Origin of the sequence: Amycolatopsis sp. NPDC049159 (assembly GCF_040648295.1) — a bacterium.
In the GTDB taxonomy this organism is placed as follows: domain Bacteria; phylum Actinomycetota; class Actinomycetes; order Mycobacteriales; family Pseudonocardiaceae; genus Amycolatopsis; species Amycolatopsis pretoriensis_A.
On sequence record NZ_JBEZDL010000038.1, the window covers coordinates 1 to 19,440 of the forward strand.

The following is a 19,440-nucleotide window of genomic DNA, read 5'->3' on the forward strand; positions in this document are numbered from 1 at the left end:
AATACGTAGCTGATCGCGCTTACGCACGGGTGTATAACACGCCCACCCGGACAGAGGCTCTGAACACTCACGACGGCGTGGTGGTGGTTGCGGCAGGTCAGCGCGCCACTACTTCTTCAGGACCTCGATGGACGGGTAGTCCGGCATGCGGCGGAAGTCCAGCGCCGCCGACTTCAGGTTCTTCGACTTCGCCGCGACACCCTTCTCGTCCCACACCGGGATCGAGGGCAGGTCCTTGGCGATCAGGTCCTCGGCCTGCTGGTACAGCTTGACGGCGGCGTCCTTGTCGGCGGTGCCGTCCGCCTGCGCGAGCATCGCGTCGACCTGCGGGTTCGAGTAGTCGGAGTCGTTCGAGGACCCGCCGGTCTTGTAGATCGGGTTGAGGAAGTCCTCGATGGACGGGTAGTCCGCGGACCAGTCCGACCGGCCCATGCCGGTCAGCTTCTTGCCGGTGACGATGCTGCGCCACTGGCCGAAGTCGGTCGCGGGCACGAAGTCGCACTCGACGCCGAGCGTGTTCTTGATGCTGTTGCACGCCGCGACCAGCGGTTCCTTGCGGCCGCCGTCCGCGTTGGACGCGATGGTCAGCTTGCCCTTGAAACCGGACTTCGCGAAGGCTTCCTTGGCGCCGGCGGGGTCGAACTTGCAGAACTGGCAGACGCCGGGCCGCGCGCCCGGGATGCCCTGCGAGATGTAGCCGTCGGCCGGCACGTAGGTGTCGTTCATGACGGTCTTGGTGATCTGCGCGCGGTCGATCGCCATCGAGATCGCCTTGCGCAGCTCGAGGTTGTCGTAGCCGGGCACGTAGTACGGCACGGCGATGGTGCTGATGCCGAGCAGGTGGCCGGTGACGAGCCGGTCGCCGAGGTCGGCCTTGTACTTGCCGCCCGCGACCGCCGACGGCGGCAGCGCCTCCATGAAGTCGACGCGCCCGCTCAGCAGGTCCTGGTAGGCCGTCTCCTGGCTGGTGTAGATCTTGATGTCGAGGTCCTTGAAGTGGACCTTGTCCTCACCCTTGTAGTCGTCGAAGCGGGTGAGCTTGATGTCCTGGTTCGGCGTCCGCGAGACGAACTTCAGCGGGCCGTTGCCGATCGGGTGCTGCTCGAAGCCCTTGGGGTCCTTGAAGAAGGAGTCCGGCAGCGGCGCGAACGCGGTGTAGCCGATCTTGATGGAGAAGACGGAGAAGGGCGCGTCCAGCGTCACCTGGAACTCGTAGTCGCCCTTGGTGACCAGGCCGGACATCTTGTCCGTGGCGGGCTTGGCGTTCTCGTCCGCCGGGTGGACGTCCTTGTAGCCCTGGATGTTCGAGAAGAAGTCGGTGTTGAGCTGGCCGTTCTGCGAGTAGGCGCCGTAGTTCCAGGCATCGACGAAGTTGTGCGCCTTCACTTCGGTGCCGTCGTGGAACTTCCAGCCCTGCTTGATCTTGATGTCGTAGACCTTGGAATCGGTCGTGGTGATCGAGTCGGCCATCAGGTTGAACGGCTGTGCGTCCGCCCCCTTGAAGCCGACGAGCGTGGCGAACATCGGCTGGACGGCCTTGGTGCCGCCCAGCTCGTTGGTGTTGGTGGGGACCAGCGAGTTCTGCGGTTCGGTGCCGTAGATGCTGACGGCGCCGTCCGGGTCCGCCCCGCCGGCCCCCGTGGAACTACCCGACCCGCCACCGCACGCGGCGAGCACGAGTGCCAGCGAAGTCATCACCACCGTGGGTCCCCAGAGCCTGCGCGAACGCCGCATGATCCCCTCCATCTCCGTCTGCCCGAAAGGTGAGACGCACGCTATCGGGGGCGGCGAAGCCGATCACAGGATCGCGGTGTTGCAAATCAGTGACGACCGTCAGGACCACCTGGTTGGAGCACAACCAAGGTAGGAAAGCGGATGCTCCGGACGGCCCAGCGCGGACTGCTGGTCATCGGGCGCTCACCCAGGGTTTCCCTTGCGGCACAAGCCCTTTCGAACGTCCGGACGGTCACTCGGATCGGCGGCGGGCACGCACCGGCCGCGGCGTCCCGGCCTGCGGCGCGGGGCCCCGGAGACGGCCCTCTCACCCCGCCCGGGCGGCCTCGCCAAAGGTCATGCGGCGGCCGGGGGGTCAGGCGAGGGACAGGGCGATGCCGTCGAGGATGTCGTGCTCGCTGACCACCAGCTCCGTCGGGCCGCCGCGGGCCGCGAGTTGCTCGGCCAGGGTCTGGACCACCACCGCGCCGCCGCCGATGACGTCGACCCGGCCCGGGTGGATCACCGGGTTCGCCGCGCGGGTGGCGTGGTCGCTCTGCAGCAGTTCCGAGGCCAGCCGGTCGATGTCCGCCGGGCTCAGCTTGGACAGGTGGACGCGGTCGCTGTCGTACTCCGCCAGCCCCAGCGCGATCGCGGACAGCGTGGTCACCGTGCCGGCCACGCCCATCCACGTGCGCGCGCGAGCGACGTCGACGACGTCGAACGCGTCGGTCAGGACCTTGCCCGCGAGGTCGCGCGCGGTGGCGATCTCGTCGGCGGTCGGCGGGTCGCTCTTCAGCGCGCGCTCGGTGATGCGGACGCAGCCGATGTCGACGGACTTCGCCGCGAGCACCTCGGCCTGCCTGCCGTCCCAGGTGCCGAGGACCAGCTCGGTCGAGCCGCCACCGACGTCGACCACGACGAACGGGCCGTCGTCCGGGTCCTGCTCCCCGACGGCGCCGGTGAAGCTGAGCCGGGCCTCCTCGTCGCCGCTGATCACTTCGGCCTCGACACCGAGGGTCTCGCGGGTCATCCGGAAGAAGTCGTCGCGGTTCCTGGCGTCCCGGGTGGCGGAGGTGGCGACCATCCGCACCTTCTCCGCCCCCTTGCGCCGCGCCGCGACCGTGTAGTCGGCGAGCGCGGCCCGCGTGCGTTCGAGGGCTTCGGGCGCGAGCTGCCCGCTGGCGTCGACACCCTGGCCGAGCCGGACGATCCGCATCTCACGGTGCAGGTCGCGCAGGTCGACCGTGCCGTCGTGGCGCGGTGTCAGCTCGGCGACGAGCAGGCGGATGGAGTTGGTCCCACAGTCGATCGCGGCAACACGAGGCATGCGATCACCCTAACCGGCGGGCGTCGTCGTCCCCACGGTCGTGGTCGTGGTGGTCGTCGAGACCGACGTGACCACCTGCCCGCACGTCGGGGCCGGGGTCGTGGCCGGCGGCCCCGTCGTGGACTCCGGCGGCGGCGGGGTGGTGTCCGGCGGCGGCGTGGTCGTCGTGCTGATGACCGTGGTCGTGGTCATCGTCGTCGTCGGCGAAGCGCACGGCAACGACGGCTTCGAAGTCGGCGGGGTCGAGGAAGTACCCGTGGTCGGCGGCGGCGGCGGGGAAACCGTCGTGGTCGGCACCGGGGGCGGCGGGACCGACGGCGGTGCCGGGGCCAGCGCGGCGTTCGGGGCGCCGATCGGGACCGTGCTGTCCGGCACCTGCATGATCCCGTTGCGGTAGGCGTCGGCCCACAGGACCACCGTGTTCACGTACGTGTCGGAGTTGTTGTAGCGGTGGATCGCGCCGCGCAGCTGGTCCGGCTCGGCCAGGTCGAACCCGCCGGAGCACAGGTAGCGGCCGGTGGCCAGCGCCGCGTCGTAGATGTTGTTCGGGTCGGACTTGCCGTCGCCGTTGCCGTCCGACGCGTAGCCCTTCCAGGTGCCCGGGATGAACTGGGTCGGGCCGACCGCGCGGTCCCACACCGGGTCGGTGTCGAGCAGGCCCTGGTCGGTGTCCGGGATCGCGGCGAACCCGCCCTGGCCGTTGAGCTGCGGGCCGAGGATCGGTTCGCGGGTGGTGCCGCTCGCGTCGACGTAGCCGCCGCGGGCGTGGTTGGACTCGATGCGGCCGATGCTGGCGATCAGGGCCCAGTCGATGTGGCACGCGGCCTGCTCGCGGCCGAGGATGTCGGCGGCGTTCTGGTACGCGGCCAGCGCGGTGGCGGGGATGCCGAGGGGGCCGTCGGGGAGTTCGTACGCCGGGAGCGGCAGCGGGGTGGGCGCGCCGGGGAGGGTGCCGTCGACGGCGATCTGCTGGATGGCGGCGTGGCCGGGGTCGTAGCCCTGGCCGAGCGCGGCGTCGCGGGTGTGGTCACCGCTGCCGCCGAGCCAGCCGAGCGTGCCGCCGCCGGCGAGCAGCGCCGGGATCACCGCGAAGATGCCGGTGATCAGGGGGTACGCCGTGCGGTGCCGGAACCCGAATCTTCGGGTGTAGCTCCCGACTGCGTCTGGCAGTCGCCGCACACGCATGACTCAGCGCCCTCCTGGCCGGATCGATCCCGCTCTCGGGTGACAGCCTGCCCTACCCGAGGCAAGGTTTCACCCCTTCGAGAGTCCCGAAGGAGGTTTTCGCTCACCCAGCCCAGTTATCTCTTCACCAGGCGCGAGCGTTACGCGGCACAGTCCCCCGAGGGCCACCCGTTCGCCTTGAGCAGGGCGAGGGTCTCGTCACCGAACGGGTTAACGCCGGGACCGACCGCCAGCGTGTGGGCCACGTGCACGTGCAGGCACTTGACGCGCCCGGGCATGCCGCCGGCGGTGACCTGGTGCCCGAGCGGCTCGATGGCGTCGCGCTCGGCGAGGTACGTCTCGTGCGTGCGCTGGTACTGCGCGGCCAGCTCGGGGTCGGTGGTGAGCCGGTCGGTCATCTCCTTCATGATCCCGGACGCCTCGATGGTGCCGATCATCGAGTTCAGCTTCGGGCACGTCAGGTAGTAGAGCGTCGGGAACGGGGTGCCGTTCTCCAGCCGCGGACTGGTCTGCACCACCGACGGGTGCCCGCCCGGGCACCGCGCGGCGACGGCGCGCAACGCCCGCGGCGGCCGCCCGAGCTGCTCCGCGATGATCTCGCGGTCGGCTTCGGTGACGGGCTCGAACCGGTGCTGCTGCGCGTTGTCCACGTCGAACAGGTTAGAGCGTGGCCCTCAGCCGCCCGAGACCTGGTTCCAGAGGTTCTCGTACCAGGAGCCGCCCGCCACCTGCTGCTGCCCGGCCGGCGGAGCGGCGTCCGGCGCCTTGTCCTCCGGCAGCTGGACGATGTAGGGCGTCTCGCCCGGCTTGACGTACCGCAGCCGCCGCCGGGCCTCGGCCTCGATCTGCGCGGGGTCGCTCAGCTCCGCCTTGCGGCCCTGGAGCTGAGCGACCTCCTGCTGCAGCTGTGCTTGCTGCGACTGCTGTTCGCGGACCTCGGTCCGCTGGGCGAGGTACGTGCGCAGGGGAACGGCGATGGTGAACGCCAGCGCGCACACCACGATCGCCACCACCGCCGCGCGGCGGGTGGTGGACATGCCGAGCACCTTCGCCGCACCGGACGCGCGCTTCGCCGCCAGGCTCCGGCGCAGCCGGGCCCGGGTGGTGTCCGCGTCGCCGGTGCGGCGGCGCACCGCCTCGGGGCGGCGGGCGGGCGCGGGCCGGTTGGCCCGCGTGGCTCCGCCGCCGCCTCGGCGGTTGCGCGTCGTCCTCCCCCGGTCGGCCATGCCCGGCTCAGCCCTCGGCGCTGAACCGCGGGAAGGCCAGCTCGCCGGCGTACCGGGCGGCGTCGCCGAGGGTCTCCTCGATGCGCAGCAGCTGGTTGTACTTGGCGATCCGCTCGCCGCGGGCCGGGGCACCGGTCTTGATCTGCCCGACGCCGGTGGCGACCGCGAGGTCGGCGATGAACGTGTCCTCGGTCTCGCCGGAGCGGTGGCTCATCATCGACTTGTAGCCGAACGACGTGGCCAGCGAGATCGCGTCGAGCGTCTCGGACAGGGTGCCGATCTGGTTGACCTTCACCAGCAGCGCGTTCGCGGCGCGGCGGGTGATGCCCTCTTCGAGGCGGTCCGGGTTGGTGACGAACAGGTCGTCGCCGACGATCTGGACCTTCTCGCCGATCTCGGCGGTCAGGGTGACCCAGCCGTCCCAGTCATCCTCGCTCAGCGGGTCCTCGATGGAGACCATCGGGTAGTCGCGGATCAGTTCGGCGTAGTAGGCCGACATCTGCTCCGCGCTCTTCTTGCTGCCCTCGAAGGTGTACGCGCCGTCGGCGAAGAACTCCGTCGCGGCGACGTCGAGCGCGAGCGCGACGTCGCGGCCCGGGGTGTAGCCGGCCTTCTCGATGGCCTGCAGGATCAGGTCGAGCGCCTCGCGGTTGTTCGCCAGGTTCGGCGCGAAGCCGCCTTCGTCGCCCAGACCGGTCGAAAGGCCGCGGCCCTTCAGCACCGACTTCAGCGAGTGGTAGACCTCGGCGCCCCAGCGCAGGGCCTCGCGGAAGGTCTCCGCGCCGATCGGCGCGATCATGAACTCCTGCACGTCGACGTTGCTGTCCGCGTGCGAACCGCCGTTGAGGATGTTCAGCATCGGGACCGGCAGCACGTGCGCGTTCGGCCCGCCCAGGTAGCGGAACAGCTCCAGCTCGGCCGACTCGGCGGCGGCCTTCGCGACGGCCAGCGAGACGCCGAGGATGGCGTTCGCGCCGAGGCGGGACTTCGCCGGCGTGCCGTCGAGGTCGACCAGCTTCTGGTCGACGATCCGCTGGTCGACGGCTTCGATGCCGACCATCTCCGGGCCGATCTCGTCGAGCACCGCGGCGACCGCGCGCTCGACGCCCTTGCCGTTGTAGCGGCCGGTGTCACCGTCCCGCAGCTCGACCGCTTCGTGCTCACCGGTCGACGCACCCGACGGGACCGCGGCCCGCGCCAGGGTGCCGTCGTCGAGAGCCACCTCCACCTCGACCGTCGGGTTGCCGCGCGAGTCCAGAATCTCGCGCGCGCCTACCTGCTCGATGAGAGCCACGCCATGCTCCTCGGTGCGTCGTGCCTGCGGGTTCGCGCCCAGCCTAGCCGTCGCCGCAGTTCACCCGTTGGAGGCACGGCCGGTCACTCACCCGTCGGTGCGGATCGCCTGCCAGCCCGGCGGCAGCTCCACGGTCTCCGAAGTCTGCTGCCAGAAGGTCCAGCTGTTGCCGCCGAGATCGGCGACGGTGAACACCCGGGCGCCGTAGGGCTGGTCCTGCGGCGGGTCCAGCTCGCCCTCGTCCCCGAGCGCGGCCTCGATCCGCCCGAAGTGCGCGTCGACGTCGTCGACGTAGAGGATGTTGAGCTGGCCGACCGGCCCGTCGACGCCCTTGGCCTGCCAGTAGTCCGCCCCGACGCCGGCGATCTGGATCCGCGCGTCGCCCGCGCGGAGGGTCGCCTGGAAGACCTCGCCGGACGCGTCGCTGAACCGGACTTCCTCGGCGAACCCGAAGACCCTGGTCAGCCACGCGAGCGCCGCGGTGGCGTCGGCGTAGTAGAGGTAGGGCGCCAGGCCCCGGTAGCCGCTGCTCATGGCGGCACAGTCCATCACGTCCCGTTCGCCAGGCGTGTGCATCCCCCTCCTCCGGGGTAATGTGGGAGTGACCATGACGGACGCCGCAGCTGCTTCGCAGCCTCCCGAGGAGTCGCGGTTCCATGCCTTCCGCCAGGCCGAAGACCTGGTCGCGCGCCGCCGTCCGCTGGACGCGCTGAAGGTGCTGCAGCCCGTGCTGGAGTCCGAGGACGACAAGCCGTCGGTCCACCTCCTGGCCGGGCGCGCGTACTTCCACTCCGCGCAGTTGCGGCGCGCCGAGCGGGCGTTCACCCGGGTGCTGGAACTGGACCCGACCGACCACTACGCGCGGTTCATCCTGGGCCGGACCCTGCAGCGCCTCGGCCGGTTCGTCGAGGCGCTGGCCCAGATCCGGATGGCGTCGGCGATGAACCCGGTGCCGGAGTACCTCGAAGCGGCCAACGAGGTCAAGGCGCGGATCGCGCTGCGCGACTCCTGACGCCAGGGCCGTTCGGCCCGTCGCGGATCAGACTTTCGGCCGATCGGGCCGGGCCCGTCGGCCGATCCGCGAACCCCCTCCCGGCGGCGATGCTGGTTCCAGACCGGAACAGGGAGGAACCGAAATGTCGATCTTCACCACACTGGGTGCTTACGCCGGGGTCCTGCTGCTCGTGCTGATGGCCGTCACGCCGTTCTTGGCCGACCGGGAGCTTTAAGGCGCGACGCTCGCTTCGGCGTAGGCGTCCGCCGCGCTGAAGACGTCCTGCCCGTAGGCGACCGCCTGGTTGTAGAACAGGATCGCCCGCCACCAGCCGGCCGGCGTGCCGAGGTCGTCGCCGCCCGAGCAGAGGAAACGGGCCGCCGTGAAGGCCGCGTCGTCGACGTTCTGCGGGTCCGGCGCGCCGCCGTCGCCGTTCGCCCGCTCCTGGTACTTCTTCCACGTCGACGGCAAGAACTGCATCGGGCCGATCGCGTGGTCCCACGCCTTGTCGCCGTCGAGCTTGCCGCCGTCGGAGTCGTGCACCGCCGGGACGCCGGGCGAGCCGTCGAGGGGCGGGCCGACCACCGGTTTCACCAGCCGGCCGCTCGCGCTGATCGCCGAGAGGTCGAAGTCCCCGCGCTCGGTCTCGACCCGGCCGATGCCCGCGAGCGTCGCCCACGAGAGGTGGCACGTCGCCTTCTGGCGCTGCATCCACATTTCCGCCCGCCCGTACGCGGCGACCACGCGCGCCGGGATGTGCGTCTTGCCCGCGACGCGGGTCGCCCACGCGTCCAGCTCGGCCTGGTCCGACACCTGCGGCCGGTCGACGGGGGCGGCGAGCCCGGCCCGCGGCGCTTCGGCGCCGGGCTGCGGGCGCTGCTGCGGGATGGCCAGCACCGGCTGGACGGCCGGCGGCTCGGCCGGCGCGTCCGGGTTCTGGACGCCGATGGTGACGACCAGGACCACGCCGGTGACCACGAGCCCGAGCGAAAGGGCGATCCGGCCGACGTACCGCCTCGGCGGGCCGCCCGGGGGCGACGACGGGGGCGTGACGGTCGGCTGAGCGGTTTCGGCCACCCGATCAGGTTACGGAGCCACTCAAGAGGGACCCCCGGCCGCCTGACCAGGCAAGCGGAGGGTTAAAACAGGTCGACTGCCAGCGATGTCACAGAATTCGTTATCGAGTCGACGCGCAGGGCCCTGACCTGCGGTTACCCTAACCTAACTTCACGGTCGCGTCCCTTTTGCCCGGTTGTATCGTTTCGAGCCGACGTACGCTGGCTGGACTTACAGGTGAGCCTTACCTAAAAACTTCCTGGAGCGAGCAGAAACTCAGGGAGGCGGAACCGTGTTGTTCTCGAGTGCGCTGATCGGGCTGCGCGAAGGCCTGGAGGCCGCGCTGGTCGTCAGCATCCTCGTAGCCTTCCTCGTGAAGACCGACCGGCGGCACGCGCTGCGCTGGGTGTGGCCCGGTGTCGGGGCCGCGGTGCTGCTGTCGGTCGCCGTCGGCGCGATCCTCACCTACACGACCGCGCAGCTGTCGTTCGAGCACCAGGAGCTGCTCGGCGGGAGCCTCTCGATCGTCGCCGTCGTGTTCGTCACCGCGATGATCTTCTGGATGCGCAAGGCGTCGAAGAGCATCGCCGCCGAGCTGCGCGGGAAGATGGACGACGCGCTGGACGTCGGCCCGGCGGCCGTGCTGCTGCTGTCGTTCCTCGCGGTCGGGCGCGAAGGCCTGGAGACCGCGGTGTTCTTCTACTCCGCCGTCCAGACCGCGCAGTCGGACACCGTGCAGCCGCTGATCGGCTTCGCCGCCGGCATCCTCGCCGCGGTGGTCCTCGCCTGGCTGCTCTACAAGGGCGCGGTCCGGTTCAACCTGGGCAAGTTCTTCACGATCACCGGCGTCCTGCTCGTGTTCGTCGCCGCGGGCGTGCTCGGCTACGGCCTGCACGACCTGCAGGAGGCCGCGTTCCTGCCGGGCATCGGCACCCTGGCGTTCGACGCTTCGGCGACGCTGCCCGAGACGTCCTGGTACGGCGCCCTGCTCAAGGGCATCTTCAACTATTCGCAGCAGACGACCGTGCTGCAGGCCGTCGCGTGGGTCGCCTACGTCGTCATCGTGCTGCCCCTTTTCCTCAAGCCCAGCAAGAAGACCGCGCCGGTCCCCGCCGCCGCGGCCGCCTCGAAGGAGTGACCGTGCGCAAGACCCCCTCGCTGGCCGTACTGGCCGGCGCCGCCGTGCTGGTGACGCTCGCCGCGTGCGACAGCAAGAGCGACACCGCGGGCGCCACCGCGGACGGCGGCCCGATCAAGGTGTCGGCGTCCGACACCGCGTGCGAGGTTTCCGCCACCACGGCCGGCGCGGGCAACGTGACCTTCGAGATCACCAACAAGGGCACCAAGGTCACCGAGTTCTACCTCTACGCCGAGGGCGACCGGATCATGGGCGAGGTCGAGAACATCGCGCCCGGGCTGAACCGGCGGCTGATCGTCGAGGTCGCCGACGCCGGCAAGTACCAGACCGCGTGCAAGCCGGGCATGGCCGGCGCCGGCATCCGCGGCGACTTCACCGTCACCGGCGGCGTCGCGAAGCAGAACGACGCCAACGCGCAGAAGGCGCAGGCCACCAAGAGCTACGCCGACTACATCGCGAACAACACCGCCGCGCTCGAGGAGGAGACGGCCAAGTTCGCCGGGCTCGTCAAGACCGGCAAGGTCGACGAGGCGAAGGCCGCGTACGCCCGCACGCGCGTCTACTACGAGCGCATCGAGCCGGTGGCCGAGAAGTTCGGCGACCTTGACCCGGCCATCGACGTCCGCGAGGCCGACCTCGAGCCGGGCCAGAAGTTCACCGGCTTCCACCGGCTCGAGAAGGACCTCTTCGTCTCCGGCCCGCAGGCCGACACCCCGCAGATCGCGGACAAGCTGCTGACCGACGTCAAGGACCTGGTCGCCAAGTCCAAGACCCTCGAGCTGACCGCGCTCGACCTCGCGAACGGCGCCAAGGGCCTGCTCGACGAGGTCGCGACCGGCAAGATCACCGGCGAGGAGGAGACCTTCTCGCACACCGACCTCTGGGACTTCCAGGCCAACCTGGATGGTTCGAAGGGCGCGATCACGTCGCTGCGGCCGATCCTGCAGGCGAAGGACGCCGCGCTGACGTCCACTTTGGACAAGGAGTTCGCGAACGTCCAGGGCCTGCTGGACAAGCAGCGCGTCGGTGACGGCTTCAAGCTCTACACCGACCTCTCCCAGGACCAGGTCAAGGAGTTCGCTTCGGCCGTCGACGCGCTGAGCGAGCCGCTGAGCAAGGTTGCGGAGGTCGTCTCGAAGTGACGTCGGCAGAGGGCACGCGGGTTTCGCGGCGGAAGCTGTTCGGCCTGGCGGGCGCGGGTGTCGCGCTCGCCGGGGCGGGCGCCGCCGCCGGCATCGGGATCGACAAGGCGACGAGCGGCAACGCCGAGGCGTCGGTGAACACCGTCGACTTCCACGGCGAGCACCAGGCGGGGATCGTCACGCCGGCGCAGGCGAACCTGCACTTCGCGGCCCTCGACGTGACCACGAAGGACCGCGAAAAGCTGCGACAGCTGCTGAAGACGTGGACCGACGCCGCCCGCCGGATGACCGCCGGCCAGGAGGTCGTGGCGGGCGGCGCGATCGACGGCGGCCAGTACGCCCCGCCGGGCGACACCGGCGAGGCGCTCGACCTGCCGGCCGCGAACCTGACGCTGACCATCGGCTTCGGGCCGTCGCTGTTCGACGGCCGGTTCGGGCTGGCGGGCAAGCGGCCGCCGCAGCTGATCGACCTGCCGCTGTTCCCGAAGGACAAGCTCGACCCGGCCCGCAGCGGCGGCGACCTGTGCATCCAGGCCTGCGCGGACGACCCGCAGGTCGCGGTGCACGCGGTCCGCAACCTGGTGCGCCTCGGCTTCGGCGTCACCGAGGTCCGCTGGTCGCAGCTCGGGTTCGGCCGCAGCTCGTCGACGTCCCGGGCGCAGGCGACCCCGCGGAACCTGTTCGGCTTCAAGGACGGCACGAACAACATCAAGTCCGAGGACACCGACATCCTGCGCGACCAGGTGTGGGCCGAAGCCGCGGACGGCCCGGCCTGGATGGCCGGCGGCTCGTACCTGGTGGCGCGCCGGATCCGGATGCACATCGAGACCTGGGACCGCGAGTCCCTGGACGGCCAGCAGAAGATCATCGGCCGCGCGAAGGGCACCGGCGCCCCGCTGGGCCAGGCCGCGGAGTTCGACGAGCTGGACCTCGACGTCGGCGGCGCGGGCGGCGAGAAGGTGATCGCGGAGGACGCCCACGTCCGGCTGGCCTCGCACCAGGCCCTGAACGGCGTCCGCATCCTGCGCCGCGGCTACAACTTCGTCGACGGTTCCGACGGCGTCGGGCACCTGGAGGCGGGGCTGTTCTTCCTGGCGTTCAACCGGGACACGCGCAAGCAGTACGTCCCGATGCAGCAGGCGCTGTCGTCGAAGGACGCGATGATGGAGTACGTCCAGCACACGGGCTCGGCGCACTTCGCGATCCCGCCGGGCGTGACCCGTGAATCGAGCTGGGCGGACGCCCTGTTTTCCTAAGGGCTTTAGGCTGAGCTACACTCTCGTTAGGCAAAAGGGAGTGAGCTCATGGTTCGAGCCGGGTTGACCACGGAACGCGTCGTGCGCGCCGGCGCCGAGCTGGCCGACGAGGCCGGCTTCGCCAACGTGACGCCGTCGGAGCTGGCGCGGCGCTTCGACGTCAAGGTCGCGAGCCTGTATTCGCACGTCAAGAACGCGCACGACCTGCGGGCGAAGATCGCGCTGCTCGCGCTGGACGAGCTCGCCGACCGCGCCGCCGCCGCGCTGGCGGGCCGGGCGGGCAAGGACGCGCTGGTGGCCTTCGCCGACGTCTACCGCGACTACGCCCGGGAACACCCCGGCCGGTACGCCGCCACGCGGTTCCGGCTCGACCCGGAAACCGCCGCCGCGAGCGCCGGGCCCCGGCACGCCGAGATGATGCGCGCGATCCTGCGCGGCTACGCCGTGACCGGCCCGGACGAGACGCACGCCGTGCGGCTGCTCGGCAGCGTCTTCCACGGGTACGTCGATCTCGAGGCCCAAGGCGGCTTCGACCACAGCTCGCCGCCCTCCCAGGAGTCCTGGCACCGGATCCTGACCGTGCTCGACACCGTTCTCCGCGATTGGCCCACCTCATGATCACCACCCCCCTGACCGACGGCCTGGTGCTCGGCGCCCTCGAACTCGAGCGCACCGGGCACGGCCTCGCCCCGCACCGCCTGCCCGCCCGGGCCCGCGCGCAGAACACCGACCCGCGCCTGGCCATGGCCGAAGCGCAGCCCGCCGGCGTGCGGCTGCGGTTCCGGACGAGCGCCGCCGTCGTCGAGCTGGAAACCCGGCGCACCAAGGTGGTCTACGCCGGCGCGCCGCCGCGTCCGGACGGCGTGTACGACCTGCTGGTCGACGGCGAGCTCGTCGCCCAAGCGAACGTCGACGGCGGCAACACCCTGACCGTCGACCCGCGCACCGGCGCCGGCGAGCACCGCGACGGCCCGCCCGGCACCGTGCGGTTCGGCGACCTGGGCGCGCACCCCAAGGACGTCGAGATCTGGCTGCCGCACCACGAGATCACCGAACTGCTCGCCCTGCGCACCGACGCGCCCGTCGAGCCGCTGCCCCGGCGAAGGGTGTGGCTGCACCACGGGAGCTCGATCAGCCACGGCTCTAACGCCGCCAGCCCGGCCACCACCTGGGCCGCGCTCGCCGCCACCTCGGCCGGCGTCGACCTGGTGAACCTCGGGTTCGGCGGCAACGCGCTGCTCGACCCGTTCACCGCCCGCGCGCTGCGCGACACCCCCGCCGACCTGGTCAGCGTCAAGCTCGGCATCAACGTCGTCAACGCCGACGTGATGCGCCTGCGCGCGTTCGGCCCGGCCGTGCACGGCTTCCTCGACACCATCCGCGAAGGCCACCCGGACACGCCGCTGGTCGTCGTCTCCCCGTTGTACTGCCCGATCCACGAGCAGACGCCGGGGCCCGGCGACTTCGACCACGAAGCGCTGGCCGCCGGCGAGGTCCGGTTCCGGGCGACCGGGGACCCCGCCGAGCGGGCCGCGGGCAAGCTGACCCTGGAAGTCGTCCGGGACGAGCTGGCCCGGATCGTCGCGCAGCGGCAGGCCGAGGACCCGAACCTGCGCTACCTCGACGGTCTCGCCCTGTACGGCGAAGCCGACTTCGCCGAGTTCCCGCTGCCGGACGCCCTCCACCCGGACCCCGCGGCCCACCGCCGGATCGCCACGCGGTTCGCCGAGCTGGTGCTTGACTTCAAGGGAGCTTGAAGTCGGAGGCTGGGCGGCATGTTCACCGAAGCAGAGCTCGAATACCTCGCCGCCCAGCCGCTGGGCCGACTCGCCACCCGGCAGCCGAACGGGACCCTGCAGGCCAACCCGGTCGGCTTCCGCTACAACCCGGACGAGAAGACCGTCGACGTCACCGGGCACAACCTGCGGAACAGCAAGAAGTTCCGCAACATCGCGACCGACGACCAGGTCGCCTTCGTCGTCGACGACCTCCCCTCGACGAACCCGTGGCGCGTGCGCTGCCTGGAGATCCGCGGCCGCGCCGAAGCGCTGACCGGCGTCAACCTCCCGGACAACCACTTCGACGACGCCGTGATCCGCATCCACCCCGAGCGCATCCTCGCGTTCGGCGTCGAGGACTGGGACCGCGAGCCGCTCGAGCTGGAGACGAACATCCGCGACGTCTGAGCGTCACGGCACCGGCACCGGGGTCTCGGCGAGCCCGGCCAGCTCCCGCGGCAGCGGGCCCCGGTGCAGGACGCCGAGGCGCTGCGTGGCGCGGGTGAGCGCCACGTAGAGCTCGGCCGCGCCGCGGGGCCCGTCGGCGAGGATCCGGTCCGGGTCCACGACCAGCACGGCGTCGAACTCCAGGCCCTTCGTCTCGGACGGAGGTACCGCGCCCGGCACCCCGGGCGGCCCGATCACGACGCTGGTGCCTTCGCGCCCGGCTTCCGCGCCGGTGAACTCCTCGACGGCCGCGGCGAGTTCGCCGTCGCCGACCCGCCGCGCCCACGGCGCGACCCCGCACGCGCGCACCGACTCCGGCGGCCGCACGTCGGGCGCGAACCCGGCCAGCACGGCGGCGGCGACGCTCATGATCTCCGCCGGCGTGCGGTAGTTCACCGTCAGCGAGCGGTAGACCCAGCGGCCGGGCACGTACGGGTCGAGCATCGCGCCCCACGACCGCGCCCCGGCCGCCGACCGGCGCTGGGCGAGGTCGCCCACCACCGTGAACGACCGCCCGGGGCACCGCCGCATCAGCACCCGCCAGTCCATTTCGGACAGTTCCTGGGCCTCGTCGACCACGACGTGCCGGTAGGTCCAGTCCCGGTCCGCCGAGGCGCGCTCGACGAGCGTCCGCGTGTCGGTCTCGACGAACCGGTCCGCCAGGTCTTCGCCGTAGAGCAGGTCCTTGGCGACCAGGCCGACGTCCTCGTCGACGTCCTCGCGCTCGATGAGGTTGTCCAGGACGTCGGCGGCGTAGGCGGCCTTCGCCTTCCGCTCCCGCTCGGCCGCCCGCTCCACCGCCTTCTCGGCCGCGAGGTCCCGGCCCAGCAGGTCGACGAGCTCGTCGAGCAGCGGCACGTCCGACACCGTCCAGGCGGCGCCCTCGGCCCGCGCGAGAACGGCGTCGCCGCCCGCCGCGCGCAGCCGTTCCGGTTCCGAATACAGCTGCGCCAGCAGGGTTTCCGGGGTGAGGATCGGCCACAGCTCGTCGAGCGTGCGGGTGAACACTTCGTCGGCGCCCAAGTCCTTGACCAGTTCGGCCCGGAACCGTTCCCAGTCCTCGCGGTCGTCGCGGCTCAGCCAGCCCTGGCCGATCCGCTTCATCGCCCGTTCGGTGAGGACGTAGGTGACGATGTCGGCGAACACCGCGCGGGCTTCGTTGTGCGGCTGCCCGCTGTCGCGCGCCTCCTGCCGGGCCCACTCCGCGGTCGCGGCGTCGATCCGGACGGTGACGTCCCGCAGCTGGATCTCCACCGGCTCGGCCGGCAGCCGCTGCCGGTCGGCGATCGCGGCCGCGAGCACGTCCAGGATCTTCCGGGACCCCTTGACCCGTGCGGCTTCCGGCGCGTCCTCGGCCGTGACGTGCAGGCCGGGCACGAGGTCGCCGGTGGTCGTGAAGACGACGTCGGTCTCCCCGAGCGACGGCAGCACGCGCCCGATGTGGTTCAGGAACGCCGGGTTGGGCCCGACCACGAGCGCGCCGTGGCGTTCCATCCGCTCCCGCTGGGTGTAGAGCAGGTAGGCGACGCGGTGCAGCGCCACCACCGTCTTCCCGGTGCCCGGCCCGCCTTCGATCACCAGCACGCCCGGGTGGTCGAGCCGGATGATCTCGTCCTGCTCGGCCTGGATCGTCGCGACGATGTCCCGCATGCCTTCGCCGCGTGGGGCGTTGACGGCGGCGAGCAGCGCCGCGTCCCCCGACGCGTCCCCGCCCGGGCGGCCGAGATCCTCGTCGGTGAAGTCGACCACGTCCCGCCGGTGGGTGTGGAACTGACGGCGGCGGCGCATGTCCTCCGGGTGCGCGCCGGTGGCGGTGTAGAACGGCCGCGCGGCCGGCGCCCGCCAGTCGAGCAGCACCGGTTCGTGGTCGTTTTCCTCGTCGAACAGCCCGATCCGGCCGATGTAGGAGCGCTCCCCCGAAACGGCGTCGAGCCGCCCGAAGCACAACCCGTTGTCGACGACGTCCAGCCGCCGCACCTCCCGGCCCAGCGCCCGCACCCGGACGTCCCGTTCCATGGCGCCGAGGTCGTTGCCGCCGAGCGCCGCACGGTGGGCGTCGCGCACGCGCTCGCGTTCGGCGTCGAGCCGGTCGTAGAGCCCGGCGACGTGGGCGCGTTCGGCCTTCAGTTCTGTTTCGTGTTCCGTCATGCGTCCCCTCACGCCTCGGCCGGCGCGCCGAACCACCGCGCCAGCCGGTCCTGCAGTTGTCCCTGGTCTTCGCCGGCCCAGGCCACGTGGCCGTCCGGCCGCACCAGCACGGCGGGCACGTCCAGCTCTTCGCTGACGTCCACGACGTGGTCGACCCGGTCCGCCCAGCCGGCCACCGAGAGGCGCCCGGTCTGGTCGAGCAGCACCCCGCGGCCGCCGTGCATCAGGTCGTACAGCCGGCCGCCCTTCAGCTCGACGTCCCGCAGCCGCCGTCCGACGAGGTCGTGGTCGTCGCCGAAGTCGTAGCGGATCTCGATGCCGACGATGCGCCCGATCAGGTACCGGTTCACCTCTTCGAAGTCCATCAGCTTCGCCAGCAGCCGGCGCAGGGCCTGCGGCCCGGCGTCGGGGCGCATCAGCTCGCCCTGGGCCCGCGTGTTGTCGAGCACGTCGGCGGCCACCGGGTGCCGTTCGGCCTGGTAGGTGTCCAGCAGGCCCGCCGGCGCCCACCCGCCGAGCTCGGCGGCCAGTTTCCAGCCGAGGTTCACCGCGTCCTGGAGCCCGAGGTTGAGACCCTGCCCGCCCAGCGGCGGGTGGATGTGCGCCGCGTCGCCCGCGAGGAAGACCCGGCCGTCCCGGTAGCGCTCGGCGAGCCTCGTCGCGTCGCCGAAGCGGGACAGCCACAGCGGCGAGTGCACGCCGAAGTCGGTGCCCGCGTACACGCGCAGCCGCTCCTTGAACTCCTCCAGTGTCGGCGGGACCGACCGGTCCTCGCGCACCTGCTCGGCGGGCACGAGCACCCGGTACCGCCCGGTCTTCCCGAGCGGGCCGAGCCCGAAGAACTTCTCCGTCTTGCGGATCTCGGTCACGATGGCGGCCACCTCTTCGGCCGGCGCGGTCACCTCCATCTCGCCCAGCAGCGTCTCGTGCCGGGCCGGCTCCCCGGGGAAGCCGATCCCGAGCAGCTTCCGGACGGTGCTGCGCCCGCCGTCGCAGCCGACGAGGTAGCGCGCCCGCAGCCGCTCACCGCCGGCCAGCTCGACCGTGACGCCCTCGTCGTCCTGGCTCAGCCCCACCACCTCGCTGCCGGGCCGGATCTCGGCGCCGGCCTCGACGGCGTGCTCGGTCAGCAGCCGCTGGGTGACGGGCTGCGGGATGCCGAGGACGTAGGCGTGCGCGCTGTCCAGCCGCTCCGGCCACGGCTTGTCGATGCCGGCGAAGTAGCCGGCCATCTGGAACTGCTTGCCCTCGGCGAGGAACCGGTCGAGCAGGCCGCGCTGGGCCATCACCTCGATGCTGCGCACGTGCAGGCCGAGCGACCGGACCTCCTTGACCGGCTCGGCTTCCCGCTCCAGCACGAGCACCCGCACGCCGTGCAGCCGCAGTTCGGCGGCCAGCATCGTCCCCGTCGGGCCGCCACCGGCCACGATCACGTCGATCATGAATCTCCCCTTGTTCGTACGATGCTGGTTCAGGCGGGCTGGGTCTCACGGCTGCCGAGCAGCAGCTTCGCGGCCACTTCGGCGCCGTCGGCGCGGATCGTGGCGGCCACCGCGGCCGCCCGGGCCCGGGTCGAGGTCGCCAAGGCCGTCTCGAGCGCCGCGGACAACGAGGCGACGGTCGGCACCGGGCCGTCGTGGGCGACGCCGATGCCCAGCTCGGCCACCCGGCCCGCCCAGTACGGCTGGTCCGTCGCCTGCGGCACCACGACCTGGGCCGCGCCCGCCCGCGTCGCGGTCATCGTGGTGCCCGCGCCCCCGTGGTGCACGACGGCCGCGACCCGGCCGAAGAGCTCCTGGTGGTTGACCTCCCCGACGGCGAAGCAGTCGTCGCGGTCGTCGAGCAGGTCCAGGTCGGCCCAACCGCGCGAGACGACCACGCGGCGCCCCCGCGCCCGCACCGCCTCGACGACGACCTGGGCGACGTCCGCCGCCGCGGCCATCGGCATGCTGCCGAAGCCCGCGTACACCGGCGGCTCACCCGCGGCCAGGAACTCCTCCAGCGCGGCCGGCAGCGGCCGTTCGTCCGGCACGATCCACGCGCCGGTCTGCACGACGTCCAAGCCCGGCACCGGCTCCCACGGGTCCAGCACCGGGTCCGTGGCCAGCCACGTCCGGGCTCCGAAGACGTACCCGCGGACGTCGCCGACCGGCGCCAGCCCGTTCGCGACCCGGTGGGTGTTGAGCGCTTCGCGGAACAGCGCGTTCACGTTCTCGGCGTCGTGCTCCCACAGCACCCGGTTGTCGGTCACCCCCGCCGGGAACGGCTTGCCCGGGTACGCCAGCGGCGCGTGGTGCGGGGACGGCAGCACGACCTTCTGGAAGGTCACGACCACCGATCGGATGCCCAGCTTTTCCGCGACCGACAGCGCGCCGGCCATGGTCGGCAGCATGCCGGTCGCCACCACCACGTCGCAGCCCTCGGCCGCCGCGGCCACGACGTCGAACTGGGCCGCGATCAGCTGGGCGGCCCGCTCGGGCAGGGACGACGGCGCGGGCGCCGCCTTGGTCAGCGCCTTGGCCGACGGCCCGTACGGCACGAACTCGACCCCGGCGTCGGCCAGCCGCCGGGCGAAGTCCTCGTCAGGCGGGGCGCACACCCGCACTTCGGCACCCTGGGCCCGCAGTTCCGCCCCGAACCCCGCCATCGGCTCGACGTCCCCGCGCGACCCGTACGTCGACAGCAAAACACGCACTCGCAAAACCCCCGTTGGATCCCTGAGCCGGGATTTTC

The 19,440-nt window shown here is 71.7% G+C and carries 18 protein-coding genes; 7 read left to right on the top strand and 11 right to left on the bottom strand.

Annotated features, from left to right (window positions below):
- Window positions 1–108: 108 nt before the first annotated feature.
- The 7 genes from AB0B33_RS43635 to AB0B33_RS43665 all read right to left on the bottom strand — a co-directional run bounded on the left by AB0B33_RS43635 (window position 109) and on the right by AB0B33_RS43665 (window position 7,282).
- Window positions 109–1,734 carry an ABC transporter substrate-binding protein gene (locus AB0B33_RS43635; protein WP_360783218.1) on the bottom strand — a complete coding sequence of 542 codons (1,626 nt, stop codon included), beginning with the start codon at window positions 1,732–1,734 and terminating at the stop codon, window positions 109–111.
- A 355-nt stretch (window positions 1,735–2,089) separates the two neighbouring features.
- Window positions 2,090–3,043 carry a Ppx/GppA phosphatase family protein gene (locus AB0B33_RS43640; RefSeq protein WP_360783221.1) on the bottom strand — a complete coding sequence of 318 codons (954 nt, stop codon included), beginning with the start codon at window positions 3,041–3,043 and terminating at the stop codon, window positions 2,090–2,092.
- Window positions 3,044–3,052: 9 nt separating this feature from the next.
- A complete protein-coding gene (locus AB0B33_RS43645) occupies window positions 3,053–4,228 on the bottom strand; it encodes a lytic transglycosylase domain-containing protein (protein WP_360783224.1) in 1,176 nt (391 codons plus the stop codon).
- Window positions 4,229–4,368: 140 nt separating this feature from the next.
- Entirely contained in the window at window positions 4,369–4,878 is a 510-nt protein-coding gene (locus tag AB0B33_RS43650) for a DUF501 domain-containing protein (RefSeq protein ID WP_247018365.1), read from the bottom strand.
- Between the two features lie 24 nt (window positions 4,879–4,902).
- Window positions 4,903–5,265 carry a septum formation initiator family protein gene (locus tag AB0B33_RS43655; RefSeq protein WP_247025509.1) on the bottom strand — a complete coding sequence of 121 codons (363 nt, stop codon included), beginning with the start codon at window positions 5,263–5,265 and terminating at the stop codon, window positions 4,903–4,905.
- A gap of 196 nt (window positions 5,266–5,461) precedes the next feature.
- The gene (gene eno, locus AB0B33_RS43660) at window positions 5,462–6,748 is read right to left on the bottom strand and encodes a phosphopyruvate hydratase (protein ID WP_155540934.1); all 1,287 of its coding nucleotides are present in this window, start codon (window positions 6,746–6,748) and stop codon (window positions 5,462–5,464) included.
- 87 nt (window positions 6,749–6,835) lie between these two features.
- Window positions 6,836–7,282, bottom strand: a complete 447-nt coding sequence (locus AB0B33_RS43665) for a VOC family protein (protein ID WP_247018363.1) — start codon at window positions 7,280–7,282, stop codon at window positions 6,836–6,838.
- A gap of 73 nt (window positions 7,283–7,355) precedes the next feature.
- Here AB0B33_RS43665 and AB0B33_RS43670 point away from each other — a divergent pair, with 73 nt between their 5' ends.
- A complete protein-coding gene (locus AB0B33_RS43670; protein ID WP_247018362.1) occupies window positions 7,356–7,760 on the top strand; it encodes a tetratricopeptide repeat protein in 405 nt (134 codons plus the stop codon).
- Between the two features lie 213 nt (window positions 7,761–7,973).
- Here the strand turns inward: AB0B33_RS43670 and AB0B33_RS43675 are convergent, their stop codons facing one another.
- A complete protein-coding gene (locus tag AB0B33_RS43675) occupies window positions 7,974–8,720 on the bottom strand; it encodes a murein transglycosylase (protein ID WP_360783379.1) in 747 nt (248 codons plus the stop codon).
- Window positions 8,721–9,090: 370 nt separating this feature from the next.
- Here AB0B33_RS43675 and efeU point away from each other — a divergent pair, with 370 nt between their 5' ends.
- From efeU to AB0B33_RS43705, 6 genes are read left to right on the top strand one after another with little or no spacing between them, the layout of a single operon-like run.
- A complete protein-coding gene (gene efeU, locus AB0B33_RS43680) occupies window positions 9,091–9,936 on the top strand; it encodes an iron uptake transporter permease EfeU (protein WP_360783233.1) in 846 nt (281 codons plus the stop codon).
- Window positions 9,933–11,078 carry an iron uptake system protein EfeO gene (efeO, locus tag AB0B33_RS43685; RefSeq protein ID WP_360783236.1) on the top strand — a complete coding sequence of 382 codons (1,146 nt, stop codon included), beginning with the start codon at window positions 9,933–9,935 and terminating at the stop codon, window positions 11,076–11,078. Before efeU ends, efeO begins: the two co-directional genes overlap by 4 nt.
- Window positions 11,075–12,334 (top strand): iron uptake transporter deferrochelatase/peroxidase subunit, encoded by a 1,260-nt coding sequence (gene efeB, locus AB0B33_RS43690; RefSeq protein ID WP_360783239.1) that lies wholly within the window; start codon window positions 11,075–11,077, stop codon window positions 12,332–12,334. Before efeO ends, efeB begins: the two co-directional genes overlap by 4 nt.
- 48 nt (window positions 12,335–12,382) lie before the next feature.
- Window positions 12,383–12,952, top strand: a complete 570-nt coding sequence (locus AB0B33_RS43695; protein ID WP_360783242.1) for a WHG domain-containing protein — start codon at window positions 12,383–12,385, stop codon at window positions 12,950–12,952.
- Window positions 12,949–14,091: a GDSL-type esterase/lipase family protein gene (locus AB0B33_RS43700; protein WP_360783245.1), complete on the top strand. Its 1,143-nt coding sequence runs from the start codon at window positions 12,949–12,951 to the stop codon at window positions 14,089–14,091. The genes AB0B33_RS43695 and AB0B33_RS43700 overlap by 4 nt, the downstream gene beginning before the upstream one ends.
- A gap of 18 nt (window positions 14,092–14,109) precedes the next feature.
- On the top strand, window positions 14,110–14,520 hold the full coding sequence (locus AB0B33_RS43705; protein ID WP_247018350.1) for a PPOX class F420-dependent oxidoreductase: 411 nt from the start codon (window positions 14,110–14,112) through the stop codon (window positions 14,518–14,520).
- A 3-nt stretch (window positions 14,521–14,523) separates the two neighbouring features.
- Here the strand turns inward: AB0B33_RS43705 and helR are convergent, their stop codons facing one another.
- From helR to AB0B33_RS43720, 3 genes are read right to left on the bottom strand one after another with little or no spacing between them, the layout of a single operon-like run.
- Window positions 14,524–16,707, bottom strand: coding sequence for an RNA polymerase recycling motor ATPase HelR (gene helR / locus AB0B33_RS43710; protein WP_360783248.1), 2,184 nt, complete (start codon window positions 16,705–16,707; stop codon window positions 14,524–14,526).
- Window positions 16,708–16,715: 8 nt separating this feature from the next.
- Complete coding sequence (gene rox / locus AB0B33_RS43715; RefSeq protein WP_360783251.1) at window positions 16,716–18,149, bottom strand: rifampin monooxygenase; 1,434 nt, start codon at window positions 18,147–18,149, stop codon at window positions 16,716–16,718.
- A gap of 29 nt (window positions 18,150–18,178) precedes the next feature.
- Window positions 18,179–19,402, bottom strand: a complete 1,224-nt coding sequence (locus AB0B33_RS43720; RefSeq protein WP_360783254.1) for a glycosyltransferase — start codon at window positions 19,400–19,402, stop codon at window positions 18,179–18,181.
- Window positions 19,403–19,440: the final 38 nt, after the last annotated feature.